14 protein-coding genes are annotated in these 17,014 nt (G+C 35.0%); 3 read left to right on the forward strand and 11 right to left on the reverse strand.

All coding sequences use genetic code 11. The features are described 5' to 3' along the window. Window positions 1–141: 141 nt before the first annotated feature. Window positions 142–1,167, forward strand: coding sequence for a DMT family transporter (locus Dongsha4_RS03530; RefSeq protein WP_330204369.1), 1,026 nt, complete (start codon window positions 142–144; stop codon window positions 1,165–1,167). 259 nt (window positions 1,168–1,426) lie between these two features. Further along, the gene (locus tag Dongsha4_RS03535) at window positions 1,427–2,941 is read left to right on the forward strand and encodes a sensor domain-containing diguanylate cyclase (RefSeq protein ID WP_330204370.1); all 1,515 of its coding nucleotides are present in this window, start codon (window positions 1,427–1,429) and stop codon (window positions 2,939–2,941) included. A 58-nt stretch (window positions 2,942–2,999) separates the two neighbouring features. Here Dongsha4_RS03535 and Dongsha4_RS03540 read toward each other — a convergent pair whose 3' ends face one another. The 3 genes from Dongsha4_RS03540 to Dongsha4_RS03550 form a co-directional block, all read right to left on the reverse strand. Further along, the gene (locus tag Dongsha4_RS03540; RefSeq protein WP_330204371.1) at window positions 3,000–3,653 is read right to left on the reverse strand and encodes a phosphate ABC transporter permease; all 654 of its coding nucleotides are present in this window, start codon (window positions 3,651–3,653) and stop codon (window positions 3,000–3,002) included. Window positions 3,654–3,789: 136 nt separating this feature from the next. Then, on the reverse strand, window positions 3,790–5,682 hold the full coding sequence (locus tag Dongsha4_RS03545; protein WP_330204372.1) for a DNA-directed RNA polymerase subunit gamma: 1,893 nt from the start codon (window positions 5,680–5,682) through the stop codon (window positions 3,790–3,792). Between the two features lie 247 nt (window positions 5,683–5,929). Then, window positions 5,930–6,337, reverse strand: a complete 408-nt coding sequence (locus Dongsha4_RS03550) for a hypothetical protein (protein WP_330204373.1) — start codon at window positions 6,335–6,337, stop codon at window positions 5,930–5,932. A gap of 238 nt (window positions 6,338–6,575) precedes the next feature. Here Dongsha4_RS03550 and glgA point away from each other — a divergent pair, with 238 nt between their 5' ends. Further along, window positions 6,576–7,994 carry a glycogen synthase GlgA gene (gene glgA / locus Dongsha4_RS03555; protein ID WP_330204374.1) on the forward strand — a complete coding sequence of 473 codons (1,419 nt, stop codon included), beginning with the start codon at window positions 6,576–6,578 and terminating at the stop codon, window positions 7,992–7,994. A 163-nt stretch (window positions 7,995–8,157) separates the two neighbouring features. On the opposite strand, the gene nadB is transcribed toward glgA, so the two are convergent. The 8 genes from nadB to Dongsha4_RS03595 all read right to left on the reverse strand — a co-directional run bounded on the left by nadB (window position 8,158) and on the right by Dongsha4_RS03595 (window position 16,997). Beyond that, on the reverse strand, window positions 8,158–9,822 hold the full coding sequence (gene nadB, locus Dongsha4_RS03560) for an L-aspartate oxidase (RefSeq protein WP_330204375.1): 1,665 nt from the start codon (window positions 9,820–9,822) through the stop codon (window positions 8,158–8,160). Between the two features lie 100 nt (window positions 9,823–9,922). Continuing rightward, the gene (locus tag Dongsha4_RS03565; protein WP_330204376.1) at window positions 9,923–10,309 is read right to left on the reverse strand and encodes a RidA family protein; all 387 of its coding nucleotides are present in this window, start codon (window positions 10,307–10,309) and stop codon (window positions 9,923–9,925) included. A 92-nt stretch (window positions 10,310–10,401) separates the two neighbouring features. Beyond that, window positions 10,402–11,085 (reverse strand): class I SAM-dependent methyltransferase, encoded by a 684-nt coding sequence (locus tag Dongsha4_RS03570; RefSeq protein WP_330204377.1) that lies wholly within the window; start codon window positions 11,083–11,085, stop codon window positions 10,402–10,404. A 150-nt stretch (window positions 11,086–11,235) separates the two neighbouring features. Further along, window positions 11,236–12,876: a glycosyltransferase family 39 protein gene (locus Dongsha4_RS03575; RefSeq protein WP_330204378.1), complete on the reverse strand. Its 1,641-nt coding sequence runs from the start codon at window positions 12,874–12,876 to the stop codon at window positions 11,236–11,238. A gap of 269 nt (window positions 12,877–13,145) precedes the next feature. Continuing rightward, window positions 13,146–13,364: an NAD(P)H-quinone oxidoreductase subunit O gene (locus Dongsha4_RS03580; protein ID WP_330204379.1), complete on the reverse strand. Its 219-nt coding sequence runs from the start codon at window positions 13,362–13,364 to the stop codon at window positions 13,146–13,148. 171 nt (window positions 13,365–13,535) lie between these two features. Continuing rightward, window positions 13,536–14,867, reverse strand: coding sequence for a cytosine deaminase (locus Dongsha4_RS03585; RefSeq protein ID WP_330204380.1), 1,332 nt, complete (start codon window positions 14,865–14,867; stop codon window positions 13,536–13,538). A 51-nt stretch (window positions 14,868–14,918) separates the two neighbouring features. After that, on the reverse strand, window positions 14,919–15,233 hold the full coding sequence (locus Dongsha4_RS03590; protein ID WP_330204381.1) for a lipopolysaccharide assembly protein LapA domain-containing protein: 315 nt from the start codon (window positions 15,231–15,233) through the stop codon (window positions 14,919–14,921). A gap of 168 nt (window positions 15,234–15,401) precedes the next feature. Further along, window positions 15,402–16,997, reverse strand: a complete 1,596-nt coding sequence (locus tag Dongsha4_RS03595; RefSeq protein ID WP_330204382.1) for a glucose-6-phosphate isomerase — start codon at window positions 16,995–16,997, stop codon at window positions 15,402–15,404. Between the last annotated feature and the right edge of the window lie 17 nt (window positions 16,998–17,014).

Raw genomic sequence — 17,014 nt, forward strand, 5'->3', positions numbered from 1 at the left:
CTTGAGGGTAAATCCGTTTTTCTACTATATTTTACTTAACAATTAATTTTAACTATTGTTAACAATTTTTTCGGCATTAGGTATTAAGGGCAGATAAGACGTGCTTCAGGATGATTGTTAAATAATAAAAATATACTTACTATGGAAAATCTGCCTCACGAATTTAAGGGAAGGTTTTATTTAATACTGGCAGTGGTAATTTTTGGTACTGCTAATGCTTTCACTCGCAAGTTAACGGAAATCGGGGAGCAACATTTTATTGATGGTCGTAATCCTATATCTTTCTGTAATGTTCTTTTTGTCGGAAATTTATGTGCTTTGATTTTACTGTTGATAATATATCGTCAAGAAATCCAAGTAAATCTTTTTCAAAGAATTAAATTGTCACAATGGTTAAATCTGTTATTTGTGGCTTTAATTAATGGTGCTTTAGTACCTGCTTTATTTTTTAATGCTCTTTCTATCACTTCTGTTAATAATATTGTTTTAGTCTCACAAATAGAAATACCTTTTATGTTAATTGTCTCTATCTGTTTTTTGTCAGAAAGAGTAAATAAATGGATTCTTTTTGGATCAATTTTTTCTTTTGTGGGAGTTTTTTTGACGGTTTTGTTAGATATACCGAATCAAGGAATAAGCATAATGAGTAATGGAAGTTATCAGCAAGGAGGAATTTTGCAGGGGGAGTTAATGGTATTAATTGCGACTATATTTAAGGTGATTTCTAATTTGGTTAGTAAAACTACTTTAAAAACTATTCCCCTAGGATTTTTCTGTATATTTCGTACTTTAGTAGGTACGATCGCATTTTTTGTCGCCGCAATTATATTATATGGTTTTTCCCACTTTGCTCATGTTACCTCGCCTTTTTTATGGCAATGGATGTTAATTTATAGTGCTGTAATAGTAGTTATAGGACAATTAGCATGGTTTCAAGGGTTGAAGCTAACTACTGCCAATGAAGTTTCTTGGGCAAATGCTTTTAATCCCATTGCAGGGATATTAGGGGCTTATTTTATTTTGGGTGAATCTCCCACTACTGCTCAATATTTGGGGGGTATTGTAATTATATTGGGCATTATTCTTAATCAATGGGGTTTACATAGTCAAAATATTACCTATGACATCAAAGAAATGGAGGAAACTATTTCTTTTAAAGGATTTTAAGTAAGTCAGTATGGGTTTAATATTAGTGTCTTGCAGTGTTAAGGGATTGGGGTATTGAGTGTTAGGGAAGCGTGTTAATTAAACACTTTTGCCCCTTACCTTGTCTTAATGACTACTTACTTTTACTTTATTTAATCAACAAGATTAGTGGTGTAGATTAAATTTTCTTATCTTTGTACTATGATTGCAAAAAATTTCCTAGAATATGAAAGAATTACTTTTACTATAATACTACCTGTATTTTTTTCAGTAAGGAAAGTTGAAAAATCAAAGCCAGAAAGGTCATAAGTTAGTTTTTCTCAATGGTGGAATTGCGATCGCATATATTATTGCGATTCAAATTAGCCATGCTTTTACGACTTTACCCGGGGAAGTGGCATCGGTTTGGTTTCCTTCTGCTATAACTCTACCGATGGTTTATTACTATGGGACAAAAGTTTTTTCAGGTATAATCATTGGTTCTATTATTGGTCTAATTCCTGCTTTATCTAGTTTAGATCCTCCTTTATCTTTTATAAATAGTCTTCTTCTCAACACTGTCTGTATAATTGCTAATTGTTTACAACCTTGGTTAGCTAGATATTTGTTGAATAAATTTTCTCGGCATCAAGAGATTTTTACTCATGTATCTTCAGTTTTAGTTTTTATCGTTGCCTCTTTTTTTGCTCCCTTAATTTCTGCCATGTTAGGAGTGACAGGTTTATTGATAGTAAACGCTTTAACGATTAGAGAATATCCTCTTGCTTTTATTACTTGGTGGTTAGCATCGGCTTTAGCTCACATTTTATTTTCTCCGCCCATGATAATTTATCGAGAAAAAGAAGTTTTGCATCAAAAAGCAAATTATGGAGAAATCATCATTAACTTAAGTATTTTGTGCTTTATTTGTATCATTATTTTCCAATTTGCCTATCCTCTCGAATATTTATTATTACCGATTTTAATTTGGGGAGTATTTCGTTTAAATCGTTGGAATTCTAGCTTATTAGTTAGTTTTGTTGCATTTGTGGCTATTACCGCCACAGGTAAAGGTTATGGAATATTTGTCAAAAATTCTGTGAATGAGTCTTTAATGTTGTTACAGTCTTTTACTGCCATGCTTTCTTTAACGACATTAATTCTATCGGCGGTATTAAGTGAGAGACAAATTGCACAGCAATCTTTAAAAGAAACTCTGGAAAATTTAGAAATCAAGGTATTTGAGCGTACTAGAGAATTAACTCAAGCACAACTTAACCTTAAACACGCTAACTATACTTTAGAAAAAATGGCTAACACCGATAGTCTAACTCAAGTGGCTAATCGTCGTTACTTCGATCGCCGTTTACGGGAAGAATGGCATAATATGTTAGTAATGGCACAACCTTTATCTTTGCTGTTGATTGACATTGATTGTTTTAAACAATATAACGATACTTACGGACATCCCCAAGGAGATGATTGTTTAATCCAAGTAGCACAAACTTTCAAATCTGTTATCCGTCATAATTCTGACTGTATCGCTCGATATGGTGGAGAAGAATTTGCCATTATTTTACCCAACACCAATCAACAGGAAGCTCAAATTGTCGCCAATAAAATTCTCCAAGAAGTACGCAAATTAAAAATTGACCATAAAACCTCCACTGTGTTAAAGTTCGTTACCTTAAGTATTGGCGTTACCACATCTATTCCTCAAGTTGATGATTCTTTAGATAATTTTGTTACCAAGGCAGATAAAGCTTTATATCAAGCAAAACAACAGGGGCGCGATCGCTTCGTGATTTTAGTGTAAATTAGAGATGACTGGAAAAATGTTTAAGTAATAGTGGAGAAGGGTAAATATATTGAAATTATCTTCCGTAAATTGCCGCTAACTCCCTACGAATATCAAGAAAAACATCTCTCCGTAGATAAGGATATTCTCCTAACCAAAGTTTATTGCGGGGAATATAAACATCAGTAATTTGAGCAATATTCATAAAATCAGGATCATTAGTTAATAATAAACCCTCTACTGCTTGTCCTCGATTAATAGACTTATAAATTCTTTTGACTGGGGTGGTAATAGTGGCACGAAAACCGCTTTTATCGGCAATCTCCATGTTAAACAAACGACGACGATTTTCTACTATAATCACTCTACCTAATTTATCGATCGCAGATTCTTCTTTAACGATTTCTTCAGTCAAATAAACGTCTAAAACTTTACCTCGCCAGAAACCACAGTAACGATAACGACGAAAACGATTATTTCTCACACTCGCCCAATAAACAGGACTCCACAACCAATATAGCCCCATCACAATGCGAAAAATTAGAGAAATATTATCCCCCGCCCGTCCAAAAAATGACCCCAATAACCAGAAAAAAAGCACTCCAATTAGAGAAATAAAGAGATTTTTTAATAATGTGGGAAAATTTGCCCAATAATAAGCATATTGCTTTCCAGTTGCGATCGCAGGTATTAAATCGTTGATAGCATCTTGTTTAAGAGGAATAAGCATAAGCAGGGTTCGGAGTTCGGAGTTCGGAGTTCGGGGTTTTTAACAGTAGGGGAGTAGGGAGTAGGGAGTGGGGAGAAAACTTATTTATCTGAAACCTAAAACCTGACACCTACACCATTGTTAATTGTTAATTGAATTAATGGACTGTCTCTGTTTCTAAAGCATCCATAATGGTTTTATTGTAAATAATACGTCCGGGAGTAGTGTAAACATACTGAGCTAACACTTCGCCATCAGCAGTTTCTCTCACTTTGAACCCTTCATAATATTTCCAGACTGTACCGTCGGCAAGAGTTTCTTCTCTTTCTAGCTCACTCGCACCTTTTCCGCTTTCCACTGCTCCATCAAAGCGTACCCAAACATAGGCGTGTAAATCAACTAAACCTTGTTCATAAGCCCGTAAAGCATCATCGAGGTTAGCATAGTAACCATCTTTACCTTTAGTGGCGTAGGGATTCTCCGCAGTCAAATAGTAACAACCTAAAACCATATCCTGAGAAGGAGCAATAATCGGCTTACCCGTTGCAGGAGAGAGAATATTATGACAGGCCATCATTAACAGACGAGCTTCTGATTGGGCTTCAATGGAGAGAGGTACGTGTACCGCCATTTGGTCTCCGTCAAAGTCAGCGTTAAAGGGAGGACATACCAACGGATGAAGTTGAATCGCTCTTCCTTCTACTAACACGGGTTCAAAAGCCTGAATCCCTAAGCGGTGGAGTGTAGGCGCACGGTTTAGCAAGACGGGATGTCCTGAAATTACCTCCTCTAATACCCTCCAAATACCCGGATCTGCTTTTTGAATCATTTTTTTCGCCGCTTTGATATTATTGACAATACCAAGACGAATTAAGCGGTTAATGACGAAAGGTTGGAAAAGTTCGATCGCCATTTCTCTGGGTAAACCACATTGATAAATCTGTAACTTAGGACCCACAACGATTACAGAACGTCCAGAATAGTCCACACGTTTACCGAGGAGGTTTTGACGGAAACGACCTTGCTTACCTTCAATAATGTCAGAAAGGGATTTTAAGGGGCGAGAATTACCACCGACAACAGTTCTTCCTCTTCTACCATTATCAATTAGAGCGTCCACCGCTTCTTGTAACATCCGTTTTTCATTACGAATGATGATTTCAGGAGCAAGAATTTCTTGTAAGCGATTTAAACGATTATTACGGTTGATTACTCGACGATAAAGATCATTTAAGTCGGAAGTAGCAAAACGCCCACCATCTAACTGTACCATCGGACGTAAATCAGGGGGAATAACGGGAATAACACTTAAAACCATCCACTCAGGTTTTGCCCCAGTTGCCACAAAGTTATCAATTAATCGTAATCTTTTGATTAATTTTGCTCTTTTTTGCCCTTTGCTGTTAACAATTTCCTCTCTTAGTTTTTCGGCTTCTTCTTCAAGGTTAATATCCTGTAAGAGTCTTTCTACCGCTTCTGCCCCGATGCCAACTTCAATACCCTCTAACTCAGAATCTTCAGCATAAATTTGTTCCTCAATTTCCATCCACTGGTCTTCAGTGAGTAATTGACGATAGCTTAAATTACTAGCATTTCCGGGATTTAAGACTACATGGGCATTGAAATAGACCACTTGTTCCACATCACGCAAAGGCATATCCAGCAAAATGCTTAAGTAACTAGGAATACCTTTCAAATACCACACATGGGTAACAGGTGCGGCTAACTTAATATAACCCATGCGATGACGGCGTACTCTTGACTCGGTAACTTCTACACCGCAACGCTCACAAACAATCCCTCTATGACGTACTCTTTTATATTTTCCACACCAACATTCCCAATCTTTAGAAGGTCCAAAAATTCTCTCACAAAATAAACCATCCATTTCGGGTTTTAGGGTACGATAGTTAATTGTCTCAGGAGTGGTTACTTCTCCTACTACTGTACCATTTGGAAGGGTTCTTTCTCCCCATTGTCGGATACGTTCGGGGGATGCAATCCCAATTTTAACGTAATCAAACTGTCTCTCTTGTTGTTGATTTGGCATATTCAGCTCTGGCTTAACCCTTTGAATATTAATATTTATTCAGTTAGTTATAATGTTAATCTATATGCAATTACCGACTAGATGAATTTAGACATTAGAGATAATTGTCAGATTGTCCATTATACTATACTTTGGTTAAGGTAGGGGCAAGGGTAATTTATAAACTTAAAACCTACACTAGAAACTTGTGAGATAAGCTAAAAGCTCGTTAATAACCTTATTAATGACGGTAAGGAAATAGAGAATATTATTCCAGTCCAAAATAGTGGAAATAATTTTCATATATATCCTCTTGATTGGTGTAAATATTCGGTTGTAAATCTTCGGTAGCGGGAGATGATGTGAATGTGGATTTGATTATCAAATTATCTTCGCTGATACTTGAAGGTTCAACACCTCTAACTATTAAAGGATTTAAGTTTTCATCATTTCTTCTTAAAAGATCGTGGTTAACTATCAAACGAACACCATTCATATCATTGAAAGTATCCACATCAACTATATACTGTACCGTAGTGTAAAAAGTACTACCATCCATTCTCGATTCCATGTAGTAAGCATTTATTGGTATTTGGGCAACTGATAAAATAGCAGATGTCAACCAAAAAACAACCATTAAATTTAAACTAGAGGCGAAGTAAAGTAGTTTTTTCATGGTCTCACCCCTTTTCTATATCTCTTTATCTCGATTCTATCTATTCTGTAACAATTAAAACTACGGGGTAAATACTCAAAAAAAATAAATAGTATTGATCGTGGAAATATGTAGTTAATTCTCTGTATATTTTCTTAGTTGGAGAAAAGATTTTCTACTGGTATTAAGATTGACCAAGATTATGTCAAAATGACCCTAATCTAATTTTAAGGAAACAGTTACAGGTAATTAAACAACTATGAAAATTTTATTTGTGGCGGCGGAAGTCGCTCCTATTGCTAAGGTTGGGGGTATGGGTGATGTAGTGGGTTCGTTACCCAAAATTTTGAGAAAACAAGGTCATGATGTGCGTATTTTTATTCCTTACTATGGTTTTTTACCTGATAAATTAGATATTCCTGCTGAACCAATTTGGTGGGGAGAGGCGATGGGGCAGGAATTTACTGTCTATGAAACTTTATTACCTGAAACGGATATTCCTTTATATCTTTTTGGTCATCAAACCTTTGCCCGTCGTAATATTTATGGTGATCATGATGAGTATTGGCGTTTTACTTTTTTTGCTAATGGTGGGGCGGAGTTTGCTTGGAATTATTGGAAACCTGATATTGTTCATTGTCATGATTGGCATACGGGAATGATTCCTGTGTGGATGCACGAAACTCCAGATATTAGCACTGTTTTTACGATACATAATTTGGCTTATCGAGGTCCGGGTAGAGATTTATTACAGCAGATTACGTGGTGTCCTGAATATATGCGAGGGGAAAATGCGATCGCAGCCGCTTTACATTTTGCAAATGTGGTTAATACGGTTTCTCCTACCTATGCTTGTCAAATTCAAACTCCTGAGTATGGAGAAGGTTTACACGAATTATTGTCATGGATTAATGATAAATTAATTGGTATTGTTAATGGAATTGACATCGACAATTATAATCCCGCTACAGATAGATTTATTGCTCAAAACTTTACCATCAAAACTTTAGATCAACGTTTCCGTAACAAAGTTAAGTTACAAGAAGAATCGGGATTAGAAATTAATCGCAGTACTTTTCTTGTGGGTATGGTGAGCCGTTTAGTAGAACAAAAAGGTATTGATTTAGTCTTACAGATTATAGATCGCTTCCTTGGTTATACTGATGCTCAAATGGTAATACTTGGAACAGGCGATCGCAACTATGAATCCAAATTATGGGATATATCTAACCGCCATCGAGGACGGATTTCCGTGCAGATAGTTCATAACGAAGCCTTATCAAGACGCTTATACAGTGGTGTTGATGCTTTTTTGATGCCTTCTCGGTTTGAACCCTGTGGCTTAAGTCAACTGTTAGCTATGCGTTACGGTGCAATTCCTATCGTGCGAAAAACAGGAGGTTTATTAGATACGGTATCTTTTTTTGATCCCCATAATGAGCAGGGTACAGGTTATTGTTTTGATCAATATGATGCCCTAGATTTATATACTGCCCTAATTCGTGCTTATGAAGGTTATCGCTTTAAAAAAGATTGGCGAAAACTGCAAGTAAGAGCTATGAAACAAGATTTTAGTTGGGATAAATCGGCTCAAAAATATGTGGAAATATACAAACAAATTATGCCTGTGGTGAATATCTCTGAGGGCAAAAAACAGGGAATTGCGATTGCTTCATAGCTAACTGTGGTTCAATTTCAAATTTTGGGTGGTGTAAAGGTGTCAGGTTTCAGGTTGTTGGGGGATTGGGGAGAAACGAGTTGGGAGTTAGGGGTTAAGAGTTAGAAGTTATTAATTATCAACTATTTTTTACCTTTGCCCCTTGCCCTTTTCCCTTTTCTTATTAATTGATTTCTCCTAAAAACCATTTATTGTCTTTGACAAGAGTATGATGTTGCCAACTATCATCAGTGTTAGGAAAATCAAGGCGATAATGGCCTCCTCTGCTTTCGATGCGAAATTTGGCACTTTTTAAGATTAAATAGCCAATATCAAGTAAATTCAAAGTTTCTGCTCCTAGTTTTAACTGATTTTCACTCTCAACGGATGTGAGTTGATAATGATTGTTAGGAGATATATTTCTAATTAATTGGCAGATGGAGCTATTTTCTAATTCTTCTTTCCATGTTATCAAAGATGCGATCGCATCTTCTAAACCTTTTTGAGTACGACAAATCCCTGCCCCTTCCCACATAAGGGTTGGTAATTGATTTCTAATGGATTGAATCAAAGGAATTTCTGCACTCCAATCATGATCAAATGTCTTAGTATCAAAAGAAATATCAGGAGTAGGGGCTAAATCATCAACAGATAAATTTCTGAAACTTTCCCCAAACACCACACACTCTAATAAAGAGTTACTAGCTAAACGATTTGCTCCGTGAACTCCTGTACTAGCAGTTTCCCCAATGGCGTATAAACCTTGAATCGAGCTTTGATTATTAACATCCACTGCCACTCCCCCCATCCAATAATGAGCCGCAGGAGAAACAGGTATTGGTTGATTAAACAAATCAATACCCCACTGTTGACACTTATTAATAATATTCGGGAAACGATATTCGATGCGCTTTTTGTCTATGGGGCGTAAATCCAAATATACCTTACCATGAGCAGGATTAGGGCAGGTTTTCTGTAAATGGGAATAAATCGCTCTACTAACCACATCTCTAGGGGCTAATTCTCCTTTTGGATGATAATCAAAAGCGAAGCGTCTTCCCGTCTCATCAATTAAATGTGCTCCTTCCCCTCTCACTGCTTCACTAATTAAAAAGCGAGGTGCATTGACAACGTTTAAGGCAGTAGGATGAAATTGGAAAAATTCCAAATCCCTCAATAATGCCCCCCCACGCCACGCTAAAGCCACTCCATCTCCTGTGCTAACGGTGGGGTTAGTGGTATGTGCAAACACTTGTCCTCCGCCCCCAGTAGCTAAAATGACTCCTTTTGCCAGTAGCCATTGAATTTTATTTTGGTGTAACAAACATAATCCCTGACATTTATTTTCTTGGTGATTAATCCACAAACTTAGGGCGTATGCTTGTTCATAAACCTGAATATTTTTACTTTCTAGTACCTTTTGTCTTAGAATAGATGCGATCGCTTTTCCTGTGGTATCTGCCGAATGAAGCACCCTCGGAAAAGAGTGGGCGGCTTCTAATGTCATCGCTAAACCCCCATTAGTGCGATCAAATTCCACCCCCATGGCAATTAGAGATTGAATAGATGTAGTCGCATTTTCCACTAAATATTGAACCGCAGTTTCATCACACAAACCAGCACCAGCTTTAAGAGTATCTTGTAAATGCAACAAAGGAGAATCATCTGAATCAATAGCCGCCGCAATACCTCCCTGAGCCCAATTACTTGCACCTTTTTTGAGCTTATCCTTAGTAATTAAAGCGATATGAAAATGAGAAGGTAAACATAAAGCGGCATATAAACCAGCCGCACCAGAACCAACAATAATAATATCAAATGGGGGAAAACAGGAGTTATTAGCGTTCAAGGTCAGGATTTTTTGCAGACTATATAAATATTGTTGCTCATTGTACCTAATCAATGGTCAGTTTGCCATGATTTTATTACCAAGTTGATTTGTTAGATCATCATCTGTTGACGTACGCATCAGCCTCAATTTCGACGAGCAGTTCAGGAGAGATTAGCTTACTTACTTCTACCATACTAGAAGCTGGACGAATCTCGCCAAAAAACTTTCCATGTGCTAAACCCACCTCTTCCCATCGAGAAATATCTGTGACATATATGCGAGTACGAACGACATGAGTTAGCTTGGCTCCAGCTTCCTCCAGAGCCGCTTCGATGTTCTTTAGTGCCTGAATCGTTTGTTCGTATGGATTATCAATACCAGTAATCCCTTCTGGTGTTGTTGCTGTCGTTCCTGATACATGAACATATGGACCAATTTTTACAGCTCGGGAGTAACCAACTAAGGATTCCCAAGGTGTTCCCGATGAGATGTTATAGCGTGTCATTTTTTGTCCTCCATAATAATTTTAATATTGAAAACTCATTTAGCCAAGTCGAATTGCAAAATAATTAATTTATTATTTACAATTACCAGCACTTAGCCCGGCATAACTCTTAACATTTTATTTGCACCTCTCTGAAACTCATAGGAAACAGAACTAATTTCAGCTTGAAACCCACCCTCATTAAGTCTCGCCATGATTTCCCTTACATAAGGTGAAGGTTTACCATCTAAACATAGTAAAGGAAATACACGAACTTCGCGGGAAATCCGTAACATTTCCAAAAGTGCCTGAACATGGAATTCTTCGGAAAAATGAGAGCTATAAAGAAATAAAAAATGCGATGATAAGGCAATATCGAAGGAATTGTTGTCAAAAGGTAGATAGGGCAATTCGCCCTCAATATATCTAGCTTCGGCTTTACCAGTCTCGTAGTCAGCTATAAAGGTTTCCATTGCTGACATACGGATGCTACTGAGCTCATCTAGTGAGGTGATAGAAGTCCATCTATATGCACTCTTATTATTCCGCATTTGCTCCATGATTTTATCATATGTATCGTTTATTCTCTGGCGGATTTGATTGACGGAAAAGTGATAAATCGGATCGATGGAGATAACTTTTCCTCCACGTTGTGTTAGTTCTGCATTGAATCCTGCTGGCCCATCACCACAACCCAAAATACGACATTTTAAATCTTGGTCACTCAGATTAAACATGGCGACGTATTCCTCAAAAGATCGTCCCCACGGTACAACCTTATCCAGATAAAACCCCATACACTTAATGCTCCTTTCTAAGTTATCAATATTTTGTGATTCACTACCTAAATTGTTTTTTTGTTTTTGGTGAATTTTTATTCACCACTTTATCACGGTAATTTTGGCAATATTTCCTGTCAATATTTTTATAGCTTTCTTAATAATTTTTTATTTTTTAATACTTTTTTCATCGAACTCAGGTTCTGTCTTAATTTCGTCACGAAGTTTAATTTCCCACAACCATAAATCTCTATCGGAGAAACACTCTTTAAAAACTATATTTTCGTTAGATTTTAACTCCAATTTCAAACTATCAGGCATATTTAAAAAATAAACTTTGTTAAAATCAGCAGGATATTGAAAATTTTGTAACTCTTTTTGATGGGAAAATAGTTGTAAATTGACATTTTCATTCAGTAAATAGCTAAGAGCGAAAAATGTACCAAAATGATAACCAAAGTCATTCCCGATAATTAAAGAAGGAGTATTATTATTAACAATATTAGCTACAGTGGTTAAATTATAGTTAATATCTTTTGTCCATGCTGTAGTTGCATACATATTTTTAACATTGGCAGATAATCCTAATATCAATAGGAATACTAATAGTATTTTGGCAATTTTATATTTATAATTAATCCCTAAAAAATAAGAAATAGTTAATAATAAACCTAACTGACTAGGTACTAAATAACGAGATATAGTTCCCCGAATTCCTCCTAGTAACAAATCGGGAATAATCAGCATTAGTATAGGAGTTAAACTAAAACAAAGGAGAAATATTTTAATATTTTTTTCTGAATTTAAGACAACATAAATAATTGAGTTAATAAGTAAAATAATGATTACAATAACTATATAAATATTTAGATGATAATTAAGGCTTGTTACTTCATTTAGTAATAAAAATAAGCGACCCACATTAATAAATAAGTATTGAAAATAAATATTCAGGGGAAGTTGGGTTTCAGAAATCCAAGTCGTAGCTAATTTATAAGTTTGAAAATTATTAAGAAAACCTATTAACCAAGGTAAAAAAGCGAAAAAACAGAGGCTTAGAGAAAGAAGATACCAAAATACATTTCTCCTATTCCATTGATTTAAAATAACTAAATAAATCCATTGAGAAAAAATAACTATAAACATTAAAGCTGATGTATAAATACCTGCGATTATGGATAATGTATAAATACCCCAATATAAATAAGCTAATTTAACAGATGTTGTTTTTAATGCTTTTAATAAATATAAATAAGAAATAAGAATAAATAATGTCCACAAACTATATTCTCTTGCTTCTTGAGAAAATAAAATAAAGAAAGGAGAATTGGCAATGAGTAGAGTAAAAATTAAATTAATTTTTTTGTTATTAAATATTTGCTGACTTAAAAGATAAGCAATTGGTAAAATTAAAACTCCACTAATGACAGATAAAACTCTGGCAGAAATAATATTATCACCCCAAATATATAACCAAAATCTAGCTAATAAATAATATAAAGGTGGATGATGAGGATCATCTATTAATAATCCGTTTATAGTGTTAATAAAAGTGCTATTTTGAAGATTATTCTCCAGTGTTAAAGATGAAAGTAAATCTTGAGGGTGAATAATGTTGCCATTAAAAAAATGTGCTTTTAATTCTTGAGAATAGTAGCCAACAATATGTAATTGACTATGAATTTCATCATGCCAAACTATTTTTGATGTTAAATTGGTTAAACGAAACAATAAAGCAAATAAAATAATTAAAATAATAGCTAAAGTAATCCGCTTGGAAAATAAGTTTATGAAGATTTTTTTTAACACTATTTTCTCTTAATATGTGTTTGGTCTATAAAAATAGACACATTTTTTTATTTTTTGTTTCAACTTTCATTCAAGATTAATTTTCGCCAACATTAAGACAAAGTAAATTTTGAGTTCTGAGTTAAACTTAAACTAATAAGTTGTTTTATTACTAATTAATGCAATTCTTATAAATTAACAATTTTAATCCAACCCAAAACCTGATACCTGATACCTTTTTTTAGGGATAATTAATTATATTCAAAGTAAGAGAATCCACAATATTAGTCTTAGGAAATAACTTCTAGTTGATCTAAACGAAACCATGTGCTAGGAGTAGGGGTGTAAAATCTCACTAAAGCATATTCATCGTTTAAATCTAAAATTTCTCCCTTACTTTCAAAAATATACGCAGGAAAACGAATATCACTAGCTTTTGCTTCTAAGCTACCTTCTAGTTTTTCTTTAATGACTTTGACGAAAGTACCTTTTTTGATTTTGGTTGCCATATTGGTAATTACTAAATTGATAACAATAATTAGTTTGTAAATAGAATATACTCAACAAGGTTATAGTTTGAGTTTTTTAACCCTTTTTCTTTTTTCTTTACTATTAGGTTTTATTTTCCTTACCGAGTATAAATAATTACCTCATCATTCTGCCATTTTTCTTGCTCAACTTCAAAAATCAATATATTTTGGCAGGGAATTTTTTTCTATTTTACCATTCCTAATTAAGATGCGTGCTGCGTAGCAGATCCCTTCGGGATCGCACTGTGCCATTTCGTGACCAAATCCTTGGCTGAATCTTGTCCTTGATAATAACTCACTAAAATAACGGGCAGGAAAAATAATTAAATCTGCAGGGCTTTGTAGGGCTATTTTCCCTAAATGAGGTAAATTCATTAAATTTGCAGGAATTTCTAAAACAGAGGCAATCCAGTCTTCGTAAGGGGTGTCTAAATGAGCAATTCGCACTGACTCTCTGAACACTTCCAATAAATCATGATCTCCAAAGGCGAAAAAAGGATCTCGACAATTATCACTGGCAAAAGCAACTCTAACCCCCGCTTGTTTTAATTCCTTAACTCTGGTTACACCACGCCAAAAAGGTGTTTTTCCCGCTTCTCTGTCTTGTAAATATAAATTACACATAGGAAGACTCACAATGGCAATATTTGCCTCTTTAACTAATTTAATAATCTCATTAGCTTTTTCGGGACTTTGAACCGCTAAACTACAACAATGACCACAAAGAATATCTTGGTCAAAATTAGTTTTTAAGGCGGTTTCGGCAATTTTTTGCAAACATATTGACTCTACCTCTCCATTCTCATCAGCGTGAAAGTCTAAGGCTAGATTTCTCTCTTTTGCTAACTCAAATACTCTTTCTATCTGGGCGTCAATATCTGGATTCATGTAGGCAACCCCTCCCAATACGCCTCCTATTTCTGCAATTTTATCGGCTAATTTTTCTCCTTCAGGGGTAAGAAAATAATCTAAACTCACTAAAGATACGGCTTGTAAGCTGATTTTTTCCCGCCATTCTTGTCGTAATTGTTGCCATACTCTAATACTAATATTCGCCTGATTGTCGTGACAGTCTAAATGAGTGCGAAGTGCGATCGTACCTTGACTATAACTACATTGTAAACCAAAATTCATTCGCCGATACAAATCTTCTTCATTCCATCGTTGACTGTCTTCTCTCACAGTTTCTAAAGCGGTTTGGAAATCTCCTTGTAAATTAGGGCTTCGCTCCCAAATATGCCCTTTATCAAGGTGAGTGTGAATATCCACAAAACAGGGTAAAACAATTCCTTTTTTTAAATCAATGCCAATGGTATTCTCACAAGCAGGAATAATTTGAGTTATCTTACCCTGACTAATTTCTACATCACATAAACATAAATTTTCTCTTGTAGTATTAGAAAATAAATGTAAATTATCTTTAATTAAACATAGGGGAATATGAGCATTTTTCAGCCAATATCGAGGATGACTCACCAACATAATAAATTTATCACTATTAGTATTAAAGACTATTATCTCCTGAGAACGTAATTATTCCCAGTCAAAAAGAGGATCATTTTCTTCTTGTAAATCTCTGCTAAACTCTGTTCTTTGACTATTACTTCTATTAAGATTTTTTCTTTTATTGTTAGTGTTTTTATTTGTAAAAAGAACGGGTAATAATGACCCTAAAATAAATCCTGTCGCTACTATTATCGATAATAATACCCCAATAGGAATAGAAATTGATTCAAACATGAAAAACTTAAGGCTTACTTTATCTATATTTTGAATAGAAAACACTGCTATTAAAATAAGCCAAAAACTAATGATTAAATTAATAAATAACTTTTTTGTTATTCCCATCTTTTTTAATTTTTCAATAACTGATTAAGCTAGGACACATTAAACTTACCTTTTTTATTAATTTTTAAAATGATTCAGATGCTTATCTGTTGCCCGTTGCCCACTGCCTACCGCCCGTGATAATTTAGATGCGTCCTAGTTTACTGATAGCTGATAGCGATAAAACCTTTATTTTATGTATTTTACTTGTAAACTACTAGGAGAGATGCGATCGCCTTCTAGGTGAATACCTCTGTTATTAGCAGAAAGATGACGTAAAATTTTATAAATAGCTTCTATATCTTGTAATTTGTCTATTTTATCGGCTATTTCTTGGATTGTAAAAGATTGATTATTATTTTGAATCAAATCTAATACTTCTTTTTGCAAAGCCAAAATTGATGCGGCGGCTTTTTTCCCTGCTTCTACTCCGGGTTGATGGTAAGCATTAATATTAACTAAATAAGCATAAATACTTACTGCTCTTTCATAAAGGGCAATTAACGCACCAACAGTATAAGGAGTAACTTCATTTACCGTAACAGTAATGGAATCTCTACCATTATCATAAAGGGCTTGACGAGTACCTTGTAAGAAACCAGACAGATAGTCACCGCTAGTGACGTTTTTCTCTAACTCAATGGATTTAGTTTCTCTATCTTTCAAAACCTCAATAAAAGTAACAAAAAAGTTGCTGATACCTTCCCTTAATTGTTGCACATAGGCGTGTTGATCTGTAGATCCTTTGTTACCATAAACAGCAATACCCTGATAAACGCTATTACCATCTAAGTCTTTTTCTTTGCCGAGGGATTCCATTACTAACTGTTGCAGATAACGGCTAAAGAGCAAAAGGCTATCTTTATAAGGCAACATAACCATATCTTTTTCACCCTTTCCATTTCCTGCATAGTACCATGATAGTGCTAACAAAGCAGAAGGATTATTTTTAAGATTATTTTCTCTGGTAGCAATATCCATTTCCCTCGCCCCTGCTAACATGGCATCAATATCGATACCTTCTAAGGCGGCTGGTAATAAACCCACAGCAGACAGTTCAGATGTTCTACCTCCTACCCAATCAAACATGGGAAAGCAATCTAACCAGTCTTCTTCTTGAACGATTTGATATAGTTTACTACTATCATCCATCATGGTGATGGCAACTGCTTGACGAGCAAAATTTAATCCTTGTTTCTCATAGGCGTGTTTTGCTTCTAGCATTCCGTTGCGGGTTTCTGGAGTACCGCCAGATTTACTAATAACCAATACTAAAGTTGTTCTGAGACGATCTTTAATTTGTGTTAAGGTGCGATCGATTCCCTCTGGATCTGTGTTATCAATAAAGTGAATCTTTAACTGAGGATTAATATCTGCTAAGGCTTGGGAAACGAATTGAGGACCTAAGGCAGAGCCTCCAATACCAATAGAGAGTAAATCAGTAAACTTTTCTCCGAATGGTGTTTTTATCGCCCCTGAATGAACTTTTTGGGTAAAATCTTTAATTTTTACGAGACAATCTTCTATTTCTCTTTTAATTTCCTGATTAGGTGCAATATCTGTATTTCTTAGCCAATAATGTCCCACCATTCTTTTTTCATCAGGATTTGCGATCGCACCCTGTTCTAATTTTGCCACAGATTCAAAAGCAACAGCAAATTTAGGAAGCATAGATTCATAAAAACTATCATCAAAACCCATGCGACTAACATCAACATATAAATCTAAAGTGGGGTGATAATAAAGCCAATCTTGATAACGTTGCCAAAGTCGTAAATTGTCCATAAACTTAATCCTGATAT

The sequence above is a fragment of the Cyanobacterium sp. Dongsha4 genome, assembly GCF_036345015.1.
Taxonomy (GTDB): domain Bacteria; phylum Cyanobacteriota; class Cyanobacteriia; order Cyanobacteriales; family Cyanobacteriaceae; genus PCC-10605.